The following is a 14284-nucleotide window of genomic DNA, read 5'->3' on the forward strand; positions in this document are numbered from 1 at the left end:
GCAGAACCGGGCGGATGACCGCCCGGCCCTAATTCACGGCCGACTCAGGCGCGTGCGCTGCTTGCCGCCTTGCGGGCCGCCGGCTTGCGCTTCTTGATCGCCAGATCGCCGGCCTCGGCCTGCCAGGTTTTGCTTTCCTGACGCTTGACCTTGGTGGCAGCGCGCTGGTACGCCTCTTCCGCCTTCTGCCGCATCTCTATCGCCTTCTGCAGCGCCTGCTGATAGCGCTCTATCGTGTAGGTGCTCTCGGAGGCGATGTAGACACTGGAGCGACGCGGCGACTCACCATAACGCGGCAACAAGACGCTGAAGCTGCAATCGCGCACATTCGGGCGACGCTCGCGCACGATGGGTCCGGAGATTCCCACCGGCAGATCGTTGCCCTTGTTGGCGTTGCGCTCAGGCTTGAGCCGTGTCGGTGCCGGCAGCTTGGCAATGCGCTTGCCCAACTCCGTATTGGCTGCCGCCAGTGCGCCACCGGCCCCACCTTCGAACTTGCTGTCCGAGTAGAACTTGGTGCCGCCGTAGCGGAGCTGCCAACCGTGGGTGGAGCGAGCGTCGATGCGCTGGATGCCTTGCGGCACCTTGAACTGCTCGCCGTTGTAGATCAGTACTTCTCTGAATTTCATCTATGAGTATCCCAAGACTTCTGGACCACTCCCCTGTAGCGCTAGTGTAAGGTCCAAGAAGCATCGCAGGTGCACGGCAGTAACATGGGACAAACACGGCTTTTGTCCGGCTTGCATATGACCTTGACTTTCTCGATGGGTCTGGACCCGGCGCTTGCCCAGCAGGTGCTGCGTCGGCTGGGCAGCGCGATGCTCGTGGTGTTCGGGCCCGAAGGGCAATTGCTCCATTGCAACGAGCTCGCAGAACAGCAGTTCGGGCGCGAGTTCCTTGCCCTGCCCACCTTGCGCAGCCTGCTGCCCGACGACATGCGCGCGCAGCTCGAAGCCATGCTGCTGCCCGGCGAGCTGGGCCCCGACTTCAACGGCGAGCTGGCCTACCAGGGCAAGCGCACGCGCTGGTATTTCCAGCGCATCGAGGATGAGCTCGGCCGCCCTCACCTGCTGTGCTCGGGCGTGGACATCAGCGCCGAGCACCAGGCACAGAAGCAGGCCGAAGCGCGCAGCGATGCGCTGCGTCAGCTGCTCTATCACGATGAATTGACGGGGCTCCTCAGCCGCCATGCGTTGCGCGAAGATCTGCTCGCCCGGGTGGCGCGTGCCGAGACCTTCGGCCTGCTTTCACTGAAGCTGGTGGACTTCGGCCTCTTGCGCGACAACTTCGGGCCGGAGGGCGCGGACGAGGTGCTGGTGGCCACGGCCGACACGCTGCGCGGCCTGCTGGAGCCGGGCCAGCTGCTGGCGCGCGAAGGCGGCGATGAATTCAGCATCGCCGTGCCCGCCGCCACGGGCGACGGCAGCGAGCTGCAGCGCCTGGGCCGCGCCATCCTCGCCCGCTTCAAGGCGCCGCTGCAGTTGCAGAGCACCGAGGTCAATGCCTCGATTGCCATCGGCGTGGTGAACTACCCCGAGCATGGTCGCTCGCTGGAGGAGCTGCTGCGCAATGCCTCGACCGCCCTGCACAGCGCCCTCGAATCGCCCGGCAGCCACCTCACCGTCTACGAGCCACGCCTCTTGCTGCGGGCACGCGAGCGGCTCTGGCTGGACCATCACCTGCGCCGCGCTCTCGACCTGCACCAACTGGAGCTGCACTACCAGCCCAAGGTGTCCTTGGCGGGCGAGGCGACGACCAGTGTCGAAGCCCTGCTGCGCTGGCGTCACCCCAAGCGCGGCCTGATCCGGCCCGACCTCTTCATCGCGCGGGCCGAGAACAATGGCCAGATCGTGGCCATGGGCCGATGGGTCATCGTCAACGCAGCAGCCCAGGCCTCGCAGTGGCTGGCCCAGGGGCTGCGCGTGCGCATCGCCATCAACATCAGTGCCCGCCAGCTGTCCGACCCCGAGCTGCCGCGCTGGCTGGCGGAGTGCCAGCGCATCGCCCATGGCCTGCTCGACGTGGAGCTGACCGAGAGCTGCGTGATCGAGGACGAGGACCGTGCCGAGGGCTTCATGCAGGAATGCCGGCTGCTCGGCTGCCAGGTCTTCCTGGACGACTTCGGCACCGGCTTCTCCTCGCTGGCCCAACTGGCGCGGCTGCCGCTGGATTCGATCAAGCTGGATCGCAGCTTCATCAATGCCGGCGGTGAGCGCGGCCAGGCGCTGATCCGCTCGCTGGTCACGGCCGCACGTGAGCTGGGGCTGAAGGTGATTGCCGAAGGCGTCGAGACGCAGGCGCAGGCCGATTGGCTGCGCGGCATGCAGGTCGACATGGCCCAGGGCTGGCTCTATGCACCGGCCCTGCCCGCGCGGGAGTACCAGGCCTGGCTGGCGACGCAGGGCGCCAAGAAGCCCTGAAACCGGGTGGGCGCTGCCTCAGGACCAGAGGTCCAGTGGCGGCTCGTGGCCTATGGCCCTCAGCAGGTCGCTGCGCGAGATGAAGCCGATGGCGCGGCCGGTGTCGTCGTCGACCACAGGCAATCCAGGCAGGCGCAGCTCATGCAGGACCTGCGAGACCTCGCGTATCGGCGTGTCGGCACTGACGGCCGGCAGCGGCGTGGTCATGGCGCTGCTGACCGGCTGCTGCAGACGCTCGCGCCATTCGGCCCAGGCGGCGAGGTCGGCATGGGCCGGTGAGAGCTGCGGCAGCTCGGCCCGCACCAGCAGGCCCACCGGCCGCTGCAGATCGTCCAGCACCGGCGCCTGGGCGAGGCGCGCGTCCAGCAGGCGCTGCCAGGCCACGGCCAGGCTGAGCGTCAGCGGCAGGCCGAGCACACGCGGCGTCATCAGCTCGCGCACCCGGGTCAGGCGCTGGCGCTTGGGTTGGCTGGCGCGCGCGGCCTGGGCATAGGCGGCCACAGCAGCACGCGGCAGCGCTTCGCCGCCGCCGGCCGGGTGTTGTTGTTGATGCTGGGGGCCGACGCCGGTCACGGCCAGCTCGGCCTGGGTGCCGACCACGGGAGACCCGGCGCGCAGCCGGGCCACGGCCCGCACCGGCTCCAGTTCGCGCAGGCCTTCGAGGGCGCCGCTGTAGACGCGACCGTTCAATCCGTAGATCGTGAACATCGGCCCATTCTGCCGCCGCGCGGGGCCGCAGGCCGCAGCCTCAGCCGCCGAAGTGCAACAACCTGCTCGCCCAGGTGTAGCCGGCCTCGGACGACATCAGGCCGATCAGCACCAGCAGCACCAGCGGCGGCAACAGGATGGCGCAAATCAGGGCCATGCGCTCCCAGGCCATGTGCATGAAGACGGCAATGATCAGCCCGGCCTTCAGCGCCATGAAGCTCAGCACCAGGGTCCAGCGCAAGAGGCCATGGAACTGGAAGTAGTCCACCATGTAGGAGAACGCGCTGAGCACGAACAGCAGGATCCAGACCTTGAAGTAGAGGCCCAGCGGATGTTGTTGGCCAGATTCGGATGACATGCCGCACCTCCTTCTTCACCAGAGATAGAACAGGGCAAATATGAACACCCAGACCAGATCGACGAAGTGCCAGTACAGGCCGGCGATCTCGACGATCTGGTAGCCGCGCTTCTCATAGTCGCCGCGCCGCACCTTGAGCGCCACGACCAGCAGGTAGATCACACCCAGCGACACATGCAGGCCGTGGAAGCCCGTGATCATGAAGAACACCGCGCCGAACTGGGCCGCGCCCATCGGGTTGCCCCAGGGGCGAATGCCTTCATCGACGATCAGCTTGGTCCACTCGAAGGCCTGCATGCCGACGAAGGTGGCGCCGAGGAGGCCGGTTGCCAGCATCAGCTTGAAGGTGGTGGCGCGGTCGCGCCGGTAGGCGTAGTTGACCGCCAAGGCCATCGTGCCGCTGCTGGTGATCAGCACGAAGGTCATGATGGCGATCAGCAGCAGGGGCACGTCCACGCCACCCACATGCAGCGAGAACACATGGCTCGGGTTGGGCCAGGGCACGGTGGTGGAACTGCGCACCGTCATGTAGCCGGTCAGGAAGCAGCTGAAGACGAAGGTGTCGCTGAGCAGGAATATCCACATCATGGCCTTGCCCCAGGAGACCTTGAAGGCCGCCCGGTCGCCCGACCAGTCCTGCACCAGGCCGCGCCAGCCCGAGGGCGCCGTGGTGTGTGCGTTGCCACTCATCGCTTGCCTCCTTCGTTCGCTTACTCAGCCTCTAGCGCAGCGTGCCGCAGATGGCGCGCACCACGTCGGGCGTCATCCAGCCCAGCAGGCCGAACAGGAGCACCCAGACCAGCAACAGGAAATGCCAGTAGCGCGCCAGCAGAGCCACGCGCCAGGCCTCGGCGCCCTTGCGGCTGGCCAGCAGCCAGCCGCCGAGGCCGCCGATCACGTGCAGGCCGTGCAAGGCCGTCAGCACGTACAGGAAACTGCCGGCCGGGTTGCCCACCGGCAGCAGCTTGCGGCTGGCCAGCTCGTCCCAGCCCCACAGCTGGCTGACGACAAAGAGCCCGGCGCAGAGCGCGCCCCAGCGCAGCAGAGCGCCGGCCTGGCCGCGCCTTTTTGCCAGCTCCAGCGCTGCGCTGCCGGCCACCAGCAAAGCCGTGGACAGCCAGAACTGCCAAGGCATGGCCAGCGGGTAGCCCTCCAGCCCGTCGAGCCGCATCACATAGGCGGCGATGAAGAGCGTGAACAGCGAGCAGGCCACGGCGATGAAGAACCACAGCGCGATGCTGGCGGCCGAACCGGGGGCGCCCCGCCCTCCCCGCATCGGCATGCCCATCGTGGCGCTGGCGCTCATGCCGCTGCTCCGCGCGGCTGCACGCCGCCATGCTCATCGGGCTCCTGCCCACCGTCCGAGGGCGGCGCCGTCTGCGTCACGAAGTCGTCCTTGGTGCCAGGCACGTTGTAGGCATAGGCCCAGCGGTGCACCACCGGCAGGCGCGGGCCCCAGTTGCCATGCTTGGGCGGCGTGTCCGGTGTGAGCCATTCCAGCGAGGCGGCGCGCCAGGGGTTGGGCTCCGCCTTGCGGCCCTTGAAAGCGCTCCAGATCAGGTTCCAGACGAAGACCAGCTGCACCACGCCGACGATCAGGGCCACCACGCTGATGAAGGCATTCAGCTGGTGGGCCGACACCGGGATGAAGGCGTAGTCATCGAAGTTGTAGTAGCGCCTCGGCATGCCCAGGAGCCCCAGGTAATGCATGGGGAAATAGATCAGATAGGTGCCGAGGAAGGTCACCCAGAAATGGAACAGCCCGAGGCGGTCGTCCAGCATGCGGCCGCTGATCTTGGGGTACCAGTGGTAGATCGCACCGAACACCACCAGGAGCGGCGCCACGCCCATGACCATGTGGAAATGCGCGACGACAAAGTAGGTACCCGAGAGCGGAATGTCGACCGACACATTGCCGAGGAACAGCCCGGTCAGGCCGCCGATGATGAAGGTCGAGATGAAGGCCAGGGCGAACAGCATGGGCACCGTGAGGTGGATGTCGCCGCGCCACAGCGTGAGCAGCCAGTTGTAGACCTTGATGGCCGTGGGCACGGCAATGATCAGGGTGCTGGTGGCGAAGAAGAAGCCGAAGTACGGATTCATGCCGCTGACGAACATGTGGTGGGCCCAGACCACGAAGCTCAAGCCCCCGATGGCGACGATGGCCCAGACCATCTGCCTGTAGCCAAAGATGCACTTGCGCGCATGCACGCTGATCAGGTCGGACACCAGGCCAAAGGCCGGCAGGGCCACGATGTAGACCTCGGGGTGGCCGAAGAACCAGAACAGATGCTGGAACAGCAGCGGCGTGCCGCCCTTGTAGGCCGTGACCTGGCCGAGGCTGACCAGGGCCGGCATGAAGAAACTCGTGCCTATGGTCTTGTCGAGCAGCATCATCACGGCCGAGACGAAGAGCGCCGGAAAGGCCAAGAGGGCCAGCACGGTGGCGGTGAAGATGCCCCAGACGGTGAGCGGCATGCGCAGCAGGGTCATGCCTTCGCAGCGCGCCTGCAGCACCGTGGTCACGTAGTTGAGGCCGCCCATGGTGGCTGCCACGATGAAGATGGCCAGGGACACCAGCATCAGGATGATGCCCCAGTCATGCCCGGGCGTTCCGGGCAGGATGGCCTGCGGTGGATAAAGCGTCCAGCCCGCCCCGGTGGGCCCGCCCGTGACGAAGAAGCTGGCCAAGAGCACCAGCACGGACAGCAGGTAGAACCAGAAGCTCAGCATGTTCAGATACGGGAACACCATGTCCCGGGCGCCCACCATCAAGGGGATCAGGTAGTTGCCGAAGCCGCCGAGGAACAGCGCCGTCAGCAGGTAAACCACCATGATCATTCCGTGCATGGTGACGAACTGGTAGTAGCGCTCCGCCGTGATGAACTCGAACACGCCGGGAAAGCCGATCTGCAGCCGCATCAGGTCGGACAGCAGGAGGCCGATCAGGCCCACGAACACGGCCACGCCGCCGTACTGAAGGGCGATCACCTTGTGGTCCTGGCTCCAGACGTACTTGGTCCAGAAGCTGGTGGGCTCGTGATGTTCTTCGTCGTGATCGTGCGCGTCATGGGACATGGCGGGCGTCTCCTGTGATCGTTCGGATGCGACTGCGGCGGCCGCTTACTTGGCCAGCGATTCGATGTAGGCGGCCAGGGCGGCCAGCTCGGCCTCGGTCAGTTCGGACTTGGGCATCACCGGCGGGAAGCCCTTGACCACGCGCGACTGCGGCTCCTTGATCTCCTGCATCAGGAAGGCCAGGTCCACCTTGGCCTGGCTGCCATCGGCAAAGGTCTCGGTCTTGCCGAACAGGCCCTTCCAGCTGGGGCCCACGCCAGGGCTGCCATCCACCGAATGGCAGGCCACGCAGGCCTTGCTCTTGGCCAGCGCCATGCCCACGTCCACCGGGCTGGAAGCATCGGCCTGAGCCGGCGCCGAGCGGCTGGGCTGGGCCTTGATCCAGGCGTCGAAGGCTGCGCCGGGCAGCACCACCACGGCGCCGCGCATATTGGCGTGGCCCACGCCGCAAAGCTGGGCGCACATGGCCTCGAAGCGGCCGGCCACCGTGGGCGTGAACCAGAAGCTGCTGACCTGGCCCGGCACCATGTTCATGCGGGCGCGGAACTGCGGCACGTAGAAGTCGTGCAGCACGTCGATGGAGCGCAGCAGCATCTTGACCGGCCGGTCCTGCGGCAAGCGCAGCTCGCTGCCTTCGATCAGCGGATCGTCATTGCCGGCTGGATCGTCCGGGTCGAGGCCGAAGGGATTGCTGGCCGAGATGAAGCGCGCATCGCTGCGACCCAGCTTGCCGTCGGGCCCGGGGAAGCGGTAGCGCCATTGCCACTGGTTGCCCAGCACCTCGACCTCCATCGCATGGCTGGGTGGTCGCACGTAGTCGGCATAGACCGACAGGCCCGGCGCCAGCAGCGCGGCAATGCCGATGGCGGTGACGATGGTCAGCCAGCGCTCCAGCTTGTGGTTGGTCGGCTGGTAGGCCGGGCGCTCGCCCTGGCCACGCCGGAAGCGCAGCAACGTGTAGGCCAGAAAGCCGTTGAGCACGACAAAGAAGATGCCGGTGATCACGAAGGTGATCGTCAGCGTCTTGTCCATATCGCGCCAGTTCGACGCCAGCGGCAGCGCATGCCAGGGCGCGATGAAGTGGAACAGCAGCGAGCCCACCACCATCACGAGCAGGACGATCACCATCAGCATGGGAGCCTCCTTCGAAGGCAGCGACGGCGCCGAGTGGCGCCGTCGCGGGGATCCATCTCAGTCTGAGATCCTGCTGCGTTGAGCCAGCTTCCAGTAGGTCAGTGCAGCCGTCATGCCGAAGACCATGTGCCCGATCAGCGTGGCCCAGCCGCGCAGCTCGGTGATCCAAGGGAAGACATTGCTCCAGCCATGCATGCTGATGACGTAGACGCCGATGCCGAACACCGCGCCTATGGTCTCGATCATCGGCACGCTGGATTCGTAGTGGAAGCCAGCAACGATGAAGGCCAGACACAGCGCGAACACCACGCCGAGCAGGTAGTGGGTGACCAGGGCCACGGCCACCACGCCGAGGCTGAAGGCGTTGTCCTGCAAGGCGCTGGGGCCCAGCACGATGGCCGAGACCAGGTGCGAGGTCCGCCAGGTATCGCCCGTGACCATGATGGACGACCAGACCAGGTCCAGCACCATCAACACGGCGCCTGCCACCAGGCCTGACACGATGGCTGCCAGCCAATCCGGCGCCCGGCGTTCCCACTGGTGCGGGTGCATTTCGAGTTCCATGAACACCTCCCTCTTTGGAGCGGTAGAACGGACAAGGAAACTGATCTGCGGTGGACCCGATGGCGCTGCATTGTCTCTTGATGCAGCTCAAGGCCCAGGGCGTGCGCGACTTATACGCCCGGGCCTGGGGGCCCGCAAGCGGGCATGCCTGCACAGACAAAACCTGGCCCCTACAAAGGTGCATGCCCCAGCGCGAGGCACCTGGGCAACACCCGACCCCAGCGGGAAATCACCTAGGCACCTAGCCCGGCACCGGCATCGCCGTCTCGTACTTGACCTCGCGCAGCACCACATTGCTGCGCACGCTGGCCACGCCGGGCAGCTTGAAGATCTTGGCTTGCAGGAACTGGTCGTAGGCCTTCATGTCGGGCGCCACGATCTTCATCACGTAGTCGGCCTCGCCGGTGATGGCCTGGCATTCGATGATCTCGGGGCTGGCTCGCACCATGGCCTCGAAGGCCTCGGTCGCGCCCTCGCTGTGCCGCACCAGGCTCACATTGGCCAGCACGCAGATCGAGAGGCCCAGCTTCTCGCGGTCCACCAGGGCCACGTGCCGGCGTATCACGCCGCGCTCCTCCAACTCCTTGATACGCCGCCAGACCGGCGTGGCCGACAGGCCGACCTGCTCGGCCAGCGCCTGGGTGCTCTGGCGGCTGTCCTGCTGCAAGGCTTCGAGAATCTGCCGCGTGGGTCGGTCGAAATTTTCCATTTCGAATTTCAACGTTTTTGAGTTGAACATTCTCCATCAAGGCTGGAACGAGAGTCAGAGAGCAAAGTTTCACTGGCCTGCCTGAAGAAAAATCCTCGCTCCTGGCAATGCCGGCCACCGCCCCTCCGACCATGACCACCACCTCGCTTCGCGACTACAAGCTCGCCGACAACCTGGCCGCCAGTTCCGGCGCCGTCTTCCTGACCGGCACCCAAGCCCTGGTGCGGCTGTTGCTCGCGCAAAAAGCGGTGGACGAGAGAGCCGGGCTCAAGACCGCCGGCTTCGTGTCCGGCTATCGCGGCTCGCCGCTGGGCATGGTCGACCAGCAGCTCTGGAAGGCCAAGAAATTCCTTGACGCCGCCCAGGTCAACTTCCTGCCCGCCATCAATGAAGACCTGGCCGCCACGGCCTGCCTGGGCGTGCAGCGGGTGGCGCTCGACCCCAAGCGCACTGTCGATGGCGTGTTCGCCATGTGGTACGGCAAGGGCCCGGGCGTCGATCGCTCGGGTGATGCGCTGAAGCACGGCAATGTTTACGGCACAGCCAAGCAGGGCGGCGTGCTGGTGGTGTGTGGTGACGACCATGGCTGCGTCTCTTCCTCGACGCCGCACCAGAGCGACCTGGCACTGCAAGCCTGGTCCATGCCGCTGGTCCACCCGGCCAATGTGGCCGAGTACCTGGAGTTCGGGCTCTACGGCTGGGCGCTCAGCCGCTTCTCGGGCGCCTGGGTCGGCTTCAAGGCGATCTCGGAGGTCGTCGAATCCGGCATGACGGTGGACCTCGACAACATCCCCATGGACTTCGAGCTGCCGGTCGACTACCAGGCGCCGACCGACCTGCACATCCGCTCGGTGGACCTGCCCTCGCTGGAGCTGGAATCGCGCCTGGCCCACAAGATCGATGCGGTGCTGGCCTTCGCCAAGCTCAACAGCATCGACAAGCACATCGTCACCAGCCCGCGCGCCACGCTGGGCATCGTCACCGTCGGCAAGGCGCATTACGACTTCATGGAAGTGCTGCGCCGGCTGGACCTGGACCCGAACGCGCTGGCTGCTGCCGGCGTGCGCGTCTACAAGGTCGGCCTCGTCTACCCGCTGGAGCCCACGCGCATGCGCGAGTTCGCGCAGGGCCTGACCGACATGCTGGTGATCGAGGAGAAGGCGCCCGTGGTCGAGCGCCAGATCAAGGAGCTGCTCTATCACCTGCCCGACGCCCAGCGCCCGCGCGTGATCGGCAAGACCGACGAGGCCGGTGCGGCCGTGCTCTCAAGCCTCGGCGAGCTGCGCCCCTCGCGCATCATGAACACCGTGGCCGACTGGCTGGCGCGCCTGAACCCGGCGCTGGACCGCCGCCACCTGGTCGTCGATTTCCTGACGCCCTGCCTGCTCAGCAACGCGGCCGACGGCGTGCGCCGCCAGCCCTACTTCTGCTCGGGCTGCCCGCACAACACCTCGACCAAGCTGCCCGAAGGCTCGCGGGCCCTCGCCGGCATCGGCTGCCACTTCATGGCGAGCTGGATGGAGCGCGGCACCTCGGGCCTGATCCAGATGGGCGCCGAGGGCGTGGACTGGGCGGCCCACAGCCGCTTCACCACCGAGAAGCATGTGTTCCAGAACCTCGGCGACGGCACCTACTACCACTCGGGCTATCTGGCGATCCGCCAGGCCATCGCGGCCCGCGCCAACATCACCTACAAGATCCTCTACAACGACGCGGTGGCGATGACCGGCGGCCAGCCGGTCGACGGCCAGACCAGCGTGCCCCAGATCGCGCGCCAGGTCGAGGCCGAGGGCGTCAAGCGCCTGGTCGTGGTGTCGGACGACATCGCCAAGTACGACGAGCACCAGGGCCTGTTCCCGCCCGGCACCACGTTCCACGACCGCAGCGAGCTCGATGCCGTGCAGCGCGAGCTGCGCGAGATCGAGGGCGTGACCGTGCTGATCTACGACCAGACCTGCGCCGCCGAGAAGCGCCGCCGCCGCAAGAAAAAAGAGTTCTACGACCCGCCCAAGCGCATCTTCATCAACGAGCAGGTCTGCGAAGGCTGCGGCGACTGCGGCCAGGCCTCCAACTGCCTGAGCGTGGTGCCGGTCGAAACCGACTTCGGCCGCAAGCGCGCGATCGAGCAGAGCTCGTGCAACAAGGACTTCAGCTGCGTGAACGGCTTCTGCCCCAGCTTTGTCTCGGTGCATGGCGCACAGCTGAAGAAGAAGGTCGGCGCCGGCTGGACGGCCGCCGACCTGGCGCGCGAGATCGCTGCCATCGGCACGCCCCCGGCCTGGGACTGGACCGGCCCCTTCGACATGCTGGTCACCGGCGTCGGCGGCACCGGCGTGGTGACGGTGGGCGCGCTCGTCTCCATGGCGGCGCATCTGGAAGGGAAACAGGCCTCGGTGCTGGACTTCATGGGCTTCGCGCAAAAGGGCGGCTCGGTGCTCAGCTTCGTGCGCCTGGCGCCGACGCAGGACCTGCTGAACCAGGTCCGCATCGACACCCAGCAGGCCGACGTGCTCCTGGCCTGCGACATGGTCGTCGGCGCCTCGCCCGATGCGCTGGGCACCGTCAAGCCGGGCCGCACGGTCATCCTCGCCAACACGCATGAGCTGCCCACGGCCGCCTTCGTGCGCAACCCGGACGCCAGCCTGCAGGCCCCATCGCTGCTGGCCAAGATGCAGCACGCTGTGGGTGGCACGACGGGCCTGCTGTCCACCATCGATGCGCAGACCATCGCCCAGCAGCTGATGGGCGACACCATGCCCAGCAATATCGTGATGCTGGGCGCCTGCTGGCAGCGCGGCCTGATCCCGCTCAGCGAAGCGGCGCTGATGCGCGCCATCGAGCTGAACGGCGTGGCCATCGAAGGCAACAAGACCGCCTTCGCGCTGGGCCGCCTGGCCATCGCCGCGCCGGACGCGATCAAGCGCCTGGCCGGCGAAGTCGGCACGAAGAAGGTGCAACTGCTGTTGGGCCAGGACAAGCTCGACGGCGAAGACGGCCTGATCGCGCGCCGCATGCGTCACCTCACCAGTTACCAGAACGAGGCCTATGCCCAGCGCTACCTGGCCCTCGTGAACCGGGTTCGCGCGGCCGAGGCTCAGCTCGGCGAGGCCGGCAAGGCCGAGCGTCTCAGCAAGGCCGTGGCCCGCTACCTGGCCAAGCTGATGGCGATCAAGGACGAGTACGAGGTCGCTCGCCTCTACACCGACGGCAAGTTCGAGGCGGCCATGAAGGCGCAGTTCGAGAACTGGGCCTCGCTGTCCTTCCACATGGCCCCGCCGCTGATCTCGCGCCCTGGCGCCGATGGCCGGGCCAAGAAGATCGAGCTGGGCAGCTGGACCTTCTCGGCCTTCAAGCTGCTGGCCCGCATGAAGGGCCTGCGCGGTGGGTTGCTGGACGTGTTCGGCAAGACCGAGGAGCGCCGCATCGAGCGCCAGCTGCTGGCCGACTACGAGGCGCTGATTGCCGACCTGCTGCAACACCTCACCGCCGACAAGCTCGAACTGGCCCTGAAGCTGGCCCGCCTGCCCGAAGGCGTGCGCGGCTATGGCCATGTGAAGCTGGCCAACATCACCACGATCCGTGCCCAGTGGAAGGACCTGCTGGACCGCTTCCACGGCCGCACCAGCGAGGTGCCGCTGGCCGTGGTGGCGATGCCGCAGCGGGTGAAGGGCGTGGCGGAGTTATGAGCCACCGCTGAATGGTGATCGCACAAAAAGTGTGAAGCCGTGCAAAGACGCTAGACAGGGCAGCTTCGCGCTTGGCATCCTTCGCGGATGCGCTTTACCCCTGCCCTGACCCGTCGCGCCGCCTTGCTCAGCAGCGCTGCCCTGCTCGCCGCCTGTGCCAGCCTGTCGCCGCCGCCGCTCGATGCGCCGGCCCAGCTGCGCGCCGCCAACCGCATAGGCTGGGGCGCCAACCAGGCCCAGCTCGACCAGATCTCCAAGCTCGGCTGGGGTGACTACGTGGAGCAGCAGCTGCGCGCCGACACCAATGCGCCGCTGCCCGCCTTCGCGCAGAGCCAGATCGCGGCCATGGACATCAGCAACAAGACGCTGATCGAGCGGGTGCAGGAGGTCGAGACCCTGCGCAAGAACCAGGACAAGCCGCCCACCGAGGCCGAGCGTGTCGTCACCCGCCAGGCCTATCAGAACGCCCTGAACAAGGGCACGCGCGAGGCCGGCCACCGCCAGCTCTTGCGCGCGCTGTATTCCGACCAGCAGTTGCTGGAGCACATCAGCGCCTTCTGGTTCAACCACTTCACGGTCCACCAGTACAAGCGCGAGATCCGCGTGCTGGTGTCCGACTACGAGGACCGCGCGCTGCGGCCCAACGCCCTCGGCTCCTTCCGCACCATGCTGGGCGCCGTGGCCCGCCACCCGGCCATGCTGCGCTACCTGGACAACGACCAGAACGGCATCCCCAAGGTCAACGAGAACTATGCCCGCGAGCTGCTGGAGCTGCACACGCTGGGGATAGACGGCGGCTACAGCCAGCGCGACGTGCAGGAGCTGGCCCGCGTGCTGACCGGCTTCAGCGTGCGCCTGGAGCCTGAGGACCCCAAGCTGCCGGCCAAGTTCAATGGCCAGTACCGGCGCGATGGCCTGTACGAGTTCAACCCGGCCCGCCACGACTTCGGCGACAAGCAGCTGCTCGGCCAGACCATCAAGGGCCGCGGCGCCGACGAGCTGGACCAGGTGCTGGACCTGCTGGTGGCCCACCCGAGCACCGCGCACTTCATCAGCCGCAAGCTGGCCCAGTATTTCCTCGCTGACGAGCCGCCGGCCGCCATCGTCGACAAGATGGCCGAGGCCTTTCACAAGACCAAGGGCGACATCAAGGCCACGCTGCGGCCGCTGCTGTACTCGAACGAGTTCGCCAATGCCGCCCCGGCCAAGTTCAAGGACCCGCAGCATTACCTGCTCTCCAGCCTGCGTGCCGGCTTCGAAGGCCAGGCCATGCTGAACAGCCAACCGCTGGCTGGCTGGCTGCGCCGCCTGGGCCAGGGCCTGTACGACCGCCAGACGCCCGACGGCTACCCGCCGCTGGCCGCCGCCTGGAACAGCGCCGGCCAGATGAGCGTGCGCTTCGAGATAGCCCGCCAGATGGGCGGCGGCGTGCCGGCCCTGTTCAAGGGGGAGGCCGCCGACGCGCCCAAGCCGCCGCCACCGCCCTACAAGCTCGATGCGCCGCCGCTGCGGCCGCGCCTCGAGGCCAGCCTGAGCCCGACCACCCGCCAGGCCCTGGCACAAGCCGACTCGCCGCAGCTGTGGCTGGCCCTGCTGCTCTCCAGCCCTGAATTCATGGTGCGATGAA

General features: G+C 66.9%; 12 protein-coding genes. 3 read left to right on the plus strand and 9 right to left on the minus strand.

Going from position 1 to position 14284, the window contains the following annotated elements; genetic code table 11:
• Nucleotides 1-44 precede the first annotated feature (44 nt).
• The gene (locus tag J7U46_RS06955) at nucleotides 45-629 is read right to left on the minus strand and encodes a hypothetical protein (RefSeq protein ID WP_282824127.1); all 585 of its coding nucleotides are present in this window, start codon (nucleotides 627-629) and stop codon (nucleotides 45-47) included.
• 117 nt (nucleotides 630-746) lie between these two features.
• On the opposite strand from J7U46_RS06955, the gene J7U46_RS06960 reads away from it, so the two are divergent.
• Nucleotides 747-2420 (plus strand): EAL domain-containing protein, encoded by a 1674-nt coding sequence (locus J7U46_RS06960; RefSeq protein WP_282824129.1) that lies wholly within the window; start codon nucleotides 747-749, stop codon nucleotides 2418-2420.
• Nucleotides 2421-2438: 18 nt separating this feature from the next.
• Here the strand turns inward: J7U46_RS06960 and J7U46_RS06965 are convergent, their stop codons facing one another.
• The 8 genes from J7U46_RS06965 to J7U46_RS07000 form a co-directional block, all read right to left on the minus strand.
• Nucleotides 2439-3128 carry a CBS domain-containing protein gene (locus J7U46_RS06965; RefSeq protein WP_282824132.1) on the minus strand — a complete coding sequence of 230 codons (690 nt, stop codon included), beginning with the start codon at nucleotides 3126-3128 and terminating at the stop codon, nucleotides 2439-2441.
• Nucleotides 3129-3168: 40 nt separating this feature from the next.
• Nucleotides 3169-3486 carry a cytochrome C oxidase subunit IV family protein gene (locus J7U46_RS06970; RefSeq protein ID WP_282824133.1) on the minus strand — a complete coding sequence of 106 codons (318 nt, stop codon included), beginning with the start codon at nucleotides 3484-3486 and terminating at the stop codon, nucleotides 3169-3171.
• Nucleotides 3487-3501: 15 nt separating this feature from the next.
• On the minus strand, nucleotides 3502-4176 hold the full coding sequence (locus J7U46_RS06975) for a heme-copper oxidase subunit III family protein (RefSeq protein WP_282824135.1): 675 nt from the start codon (nucleotides 4174-4176) through the stop codon (nucleotides 3502-3504).
• A 31-nt stretch (nucleotides 4177-4207) separates the two neighbouring features.
• Entirely contained in the window at nucleotides 4208-4792 is a 585-nt protein-coding gene (locus tag J7U46_RS06980; protein ID WP_282824137.1) for a bb3-type cytochrome oxidase subunit III, read from the minus strand.
• The gene (locus tag J7U46_RS06985) at nucleotides 4789-6564 is read right to left on the minus strand and encodes a cbb3-type cytochrome c oxidase subunit I (RefSeq protein ID WP_282824139.1); all 1776 of its coding nucleotides are present in this window, start codon (nucleotides 6562-6564) and stop codon (nucleotides 4789-4791) included. The genes J7U46_RS06980 and J7U46_RS06985 overlap by 4 nt, the downstream gene beginning before the upstream one ends.
• Before the next feature lie 45 nt (nucleotides 6565-6609).
• Nucleotides 6610-7698 carry a c-type cytochrome gene (locus J7U46_RS06990; RefSeq protein WP_282824141.1) on the minus strand — a complete coding sequence of 363 codons (1089 nt, stop codon included), beginning with the start codon at nucleotides 7696-7698 and terminating at the stop codon, nucleotides 6610-6612.
• Between the two features lie 57 nt (nucleotides 7699-7755).
• Nucleotides 7756-8262, minus strand: coding sequence for a hypothetical protein (locus tag J7U46_RS06995; RefSeq protein WP_282824143.1), 507 nt, complete (start codon nucleotides 8260-8262; stop codon nucleotides 7756-7758).
• A 241-nt stretch (nucleotides 8263-8503) separates the two neighbouring features.
• Nucleotides 8504-8971, minus strand: coding sequence for an Lrp/AsnC family transcriptional regulator (locus J7U46_RS07000; protein ID WP_282824145.1), 468 nt, complete (start codon nucleotides 8969-8971; stop codon nucleotides 8504-8506).
• 131 nt (nucleotides 8972-9102) lie between these two features.
• Here J7U46_RS07000 and J7U46_RS07005 point away from each other — a divergent pair, with 131 nt between their 5' ends.
• Complete coding sequence (locus tag J7U46_RS07005) at nucleotides 9103-12657, plus strand: indolepyruvate ferredoxin oxidoreductase family protein (protein ID WP_282824147.1); 3555 nt, start codon at nucleotides 9103-9105, stop codon at nucleotides 12655-12657.
• 87 nt (nucleotides 12658-12744) lie between these two features.
• Complete coding sequence (locus J7U46_RS07010; protein ID WP_282824149.1) at nucleotides 12745-14283, plus strand: DUF1800 domain-containing protein; 1539 nt, start codon at nucleotides 12745-12747, stop codon at nucleotides 14281-14283.
• Nucleotide 14284: the final 1 nt, after the last annotated feature.

Source organism: Pelomonas sp. V22, from assembly GCF_030014915.1.
GTDB lineage: Bacteria > Pseudomonadota > Gammaproteobacteria > Burkholderiales > Burkholderiaceae_C > JAUASW01.

Excerpts from the sequence above, each read along its gene's own strand:
- J7U46_RS06960 (WP_282824129.1), top strand. The coding sequence starts at position 747 with ATGACCTTGACTTTCTCGATGGGTCTGGACCCGGCGCTTGCCCAGCAG.
- J7U46_RS06980 (WP_282824137.1), bottom strand. The coding sequence starts at position 4,792 with ATGAGCGCCAGCGCCACGATGGGCATGCCGATGCGGGGAGGGCGGGGC.
- J7U46_RS06995 (WP_282824143.1), bottom strand. The coding sequence starts at position 8,262 with ATGGAACTCGAAATGCACCCGCACCAGTGGGAACGCCGGGCGCCGGAT.
- J7U46_RS06955 (WP_282824127.1), bottom strand. The coding sequence starts at position 629 with ATGAAATTCAGAGAAGTACTGATCTACAACGGCGAGCAGTTCAAGGTG.
- J7U46_RS07005 (WP_282824147.1), top strand. The coding sequence starts at position 9,103 with ATGACCACCACCTCGCTTCGCGACTACAAGCTCGCCGACAACCTGGCC.
- J7U46_RS06985 (WP_282824139.1), bottom strand. The coding sequence starts at position 6,564 with ATGTCCCATGACGCGCACGATCACGACGAAGAACATCACGAGCCCACC.
- J7U46_RS07010 (WP_282824149.1), top strand. The coding sequence starts at position 12,745 with ATGCGCTTTACCCCTGCCCTGACCCGTCGCGCCGCCTTGCTCAGCAGC.
- J7U46_RS06990 (WP_282824141.1), bottom strand. The coding sequence starts at position 7,698 with ATGCTGATGGTGATCGTCCTGCTCGTGATGGTGGTGGGCTCGCTGCTG.
- J7U46_RS06975 (WP_282824135.1), bottom strand. The coding sequence starts at position 4,176 with ATGAGTGGCAACGCACACACCACGGCGCCCTCGGGCTGGCGCGGCCTG.
- J7U46_RS06970 (WP_282824133.1), bottom strand. The coding sequence starts at position 3,486 with ATGTCATCCGAATCTGGCCAACAACATCCGCTGGGCCTCTACTTCAAG.
- J7U46_RS06965 (WP_282824132.1), bottom strand. The coding sequence starts at position 3,128 with ATGTTCACGATCTACGGATTGAACGGTCGCGTCTACAGCGGCGCCCTC.
- J7U46_RS07000 (WP_282824145.1), bottom strand. The coding sequence starts at position 8,971 with ATGGAAAATTTCGACCGACCCACGCGGCAGATTCTCGAAGCCTTGCAG.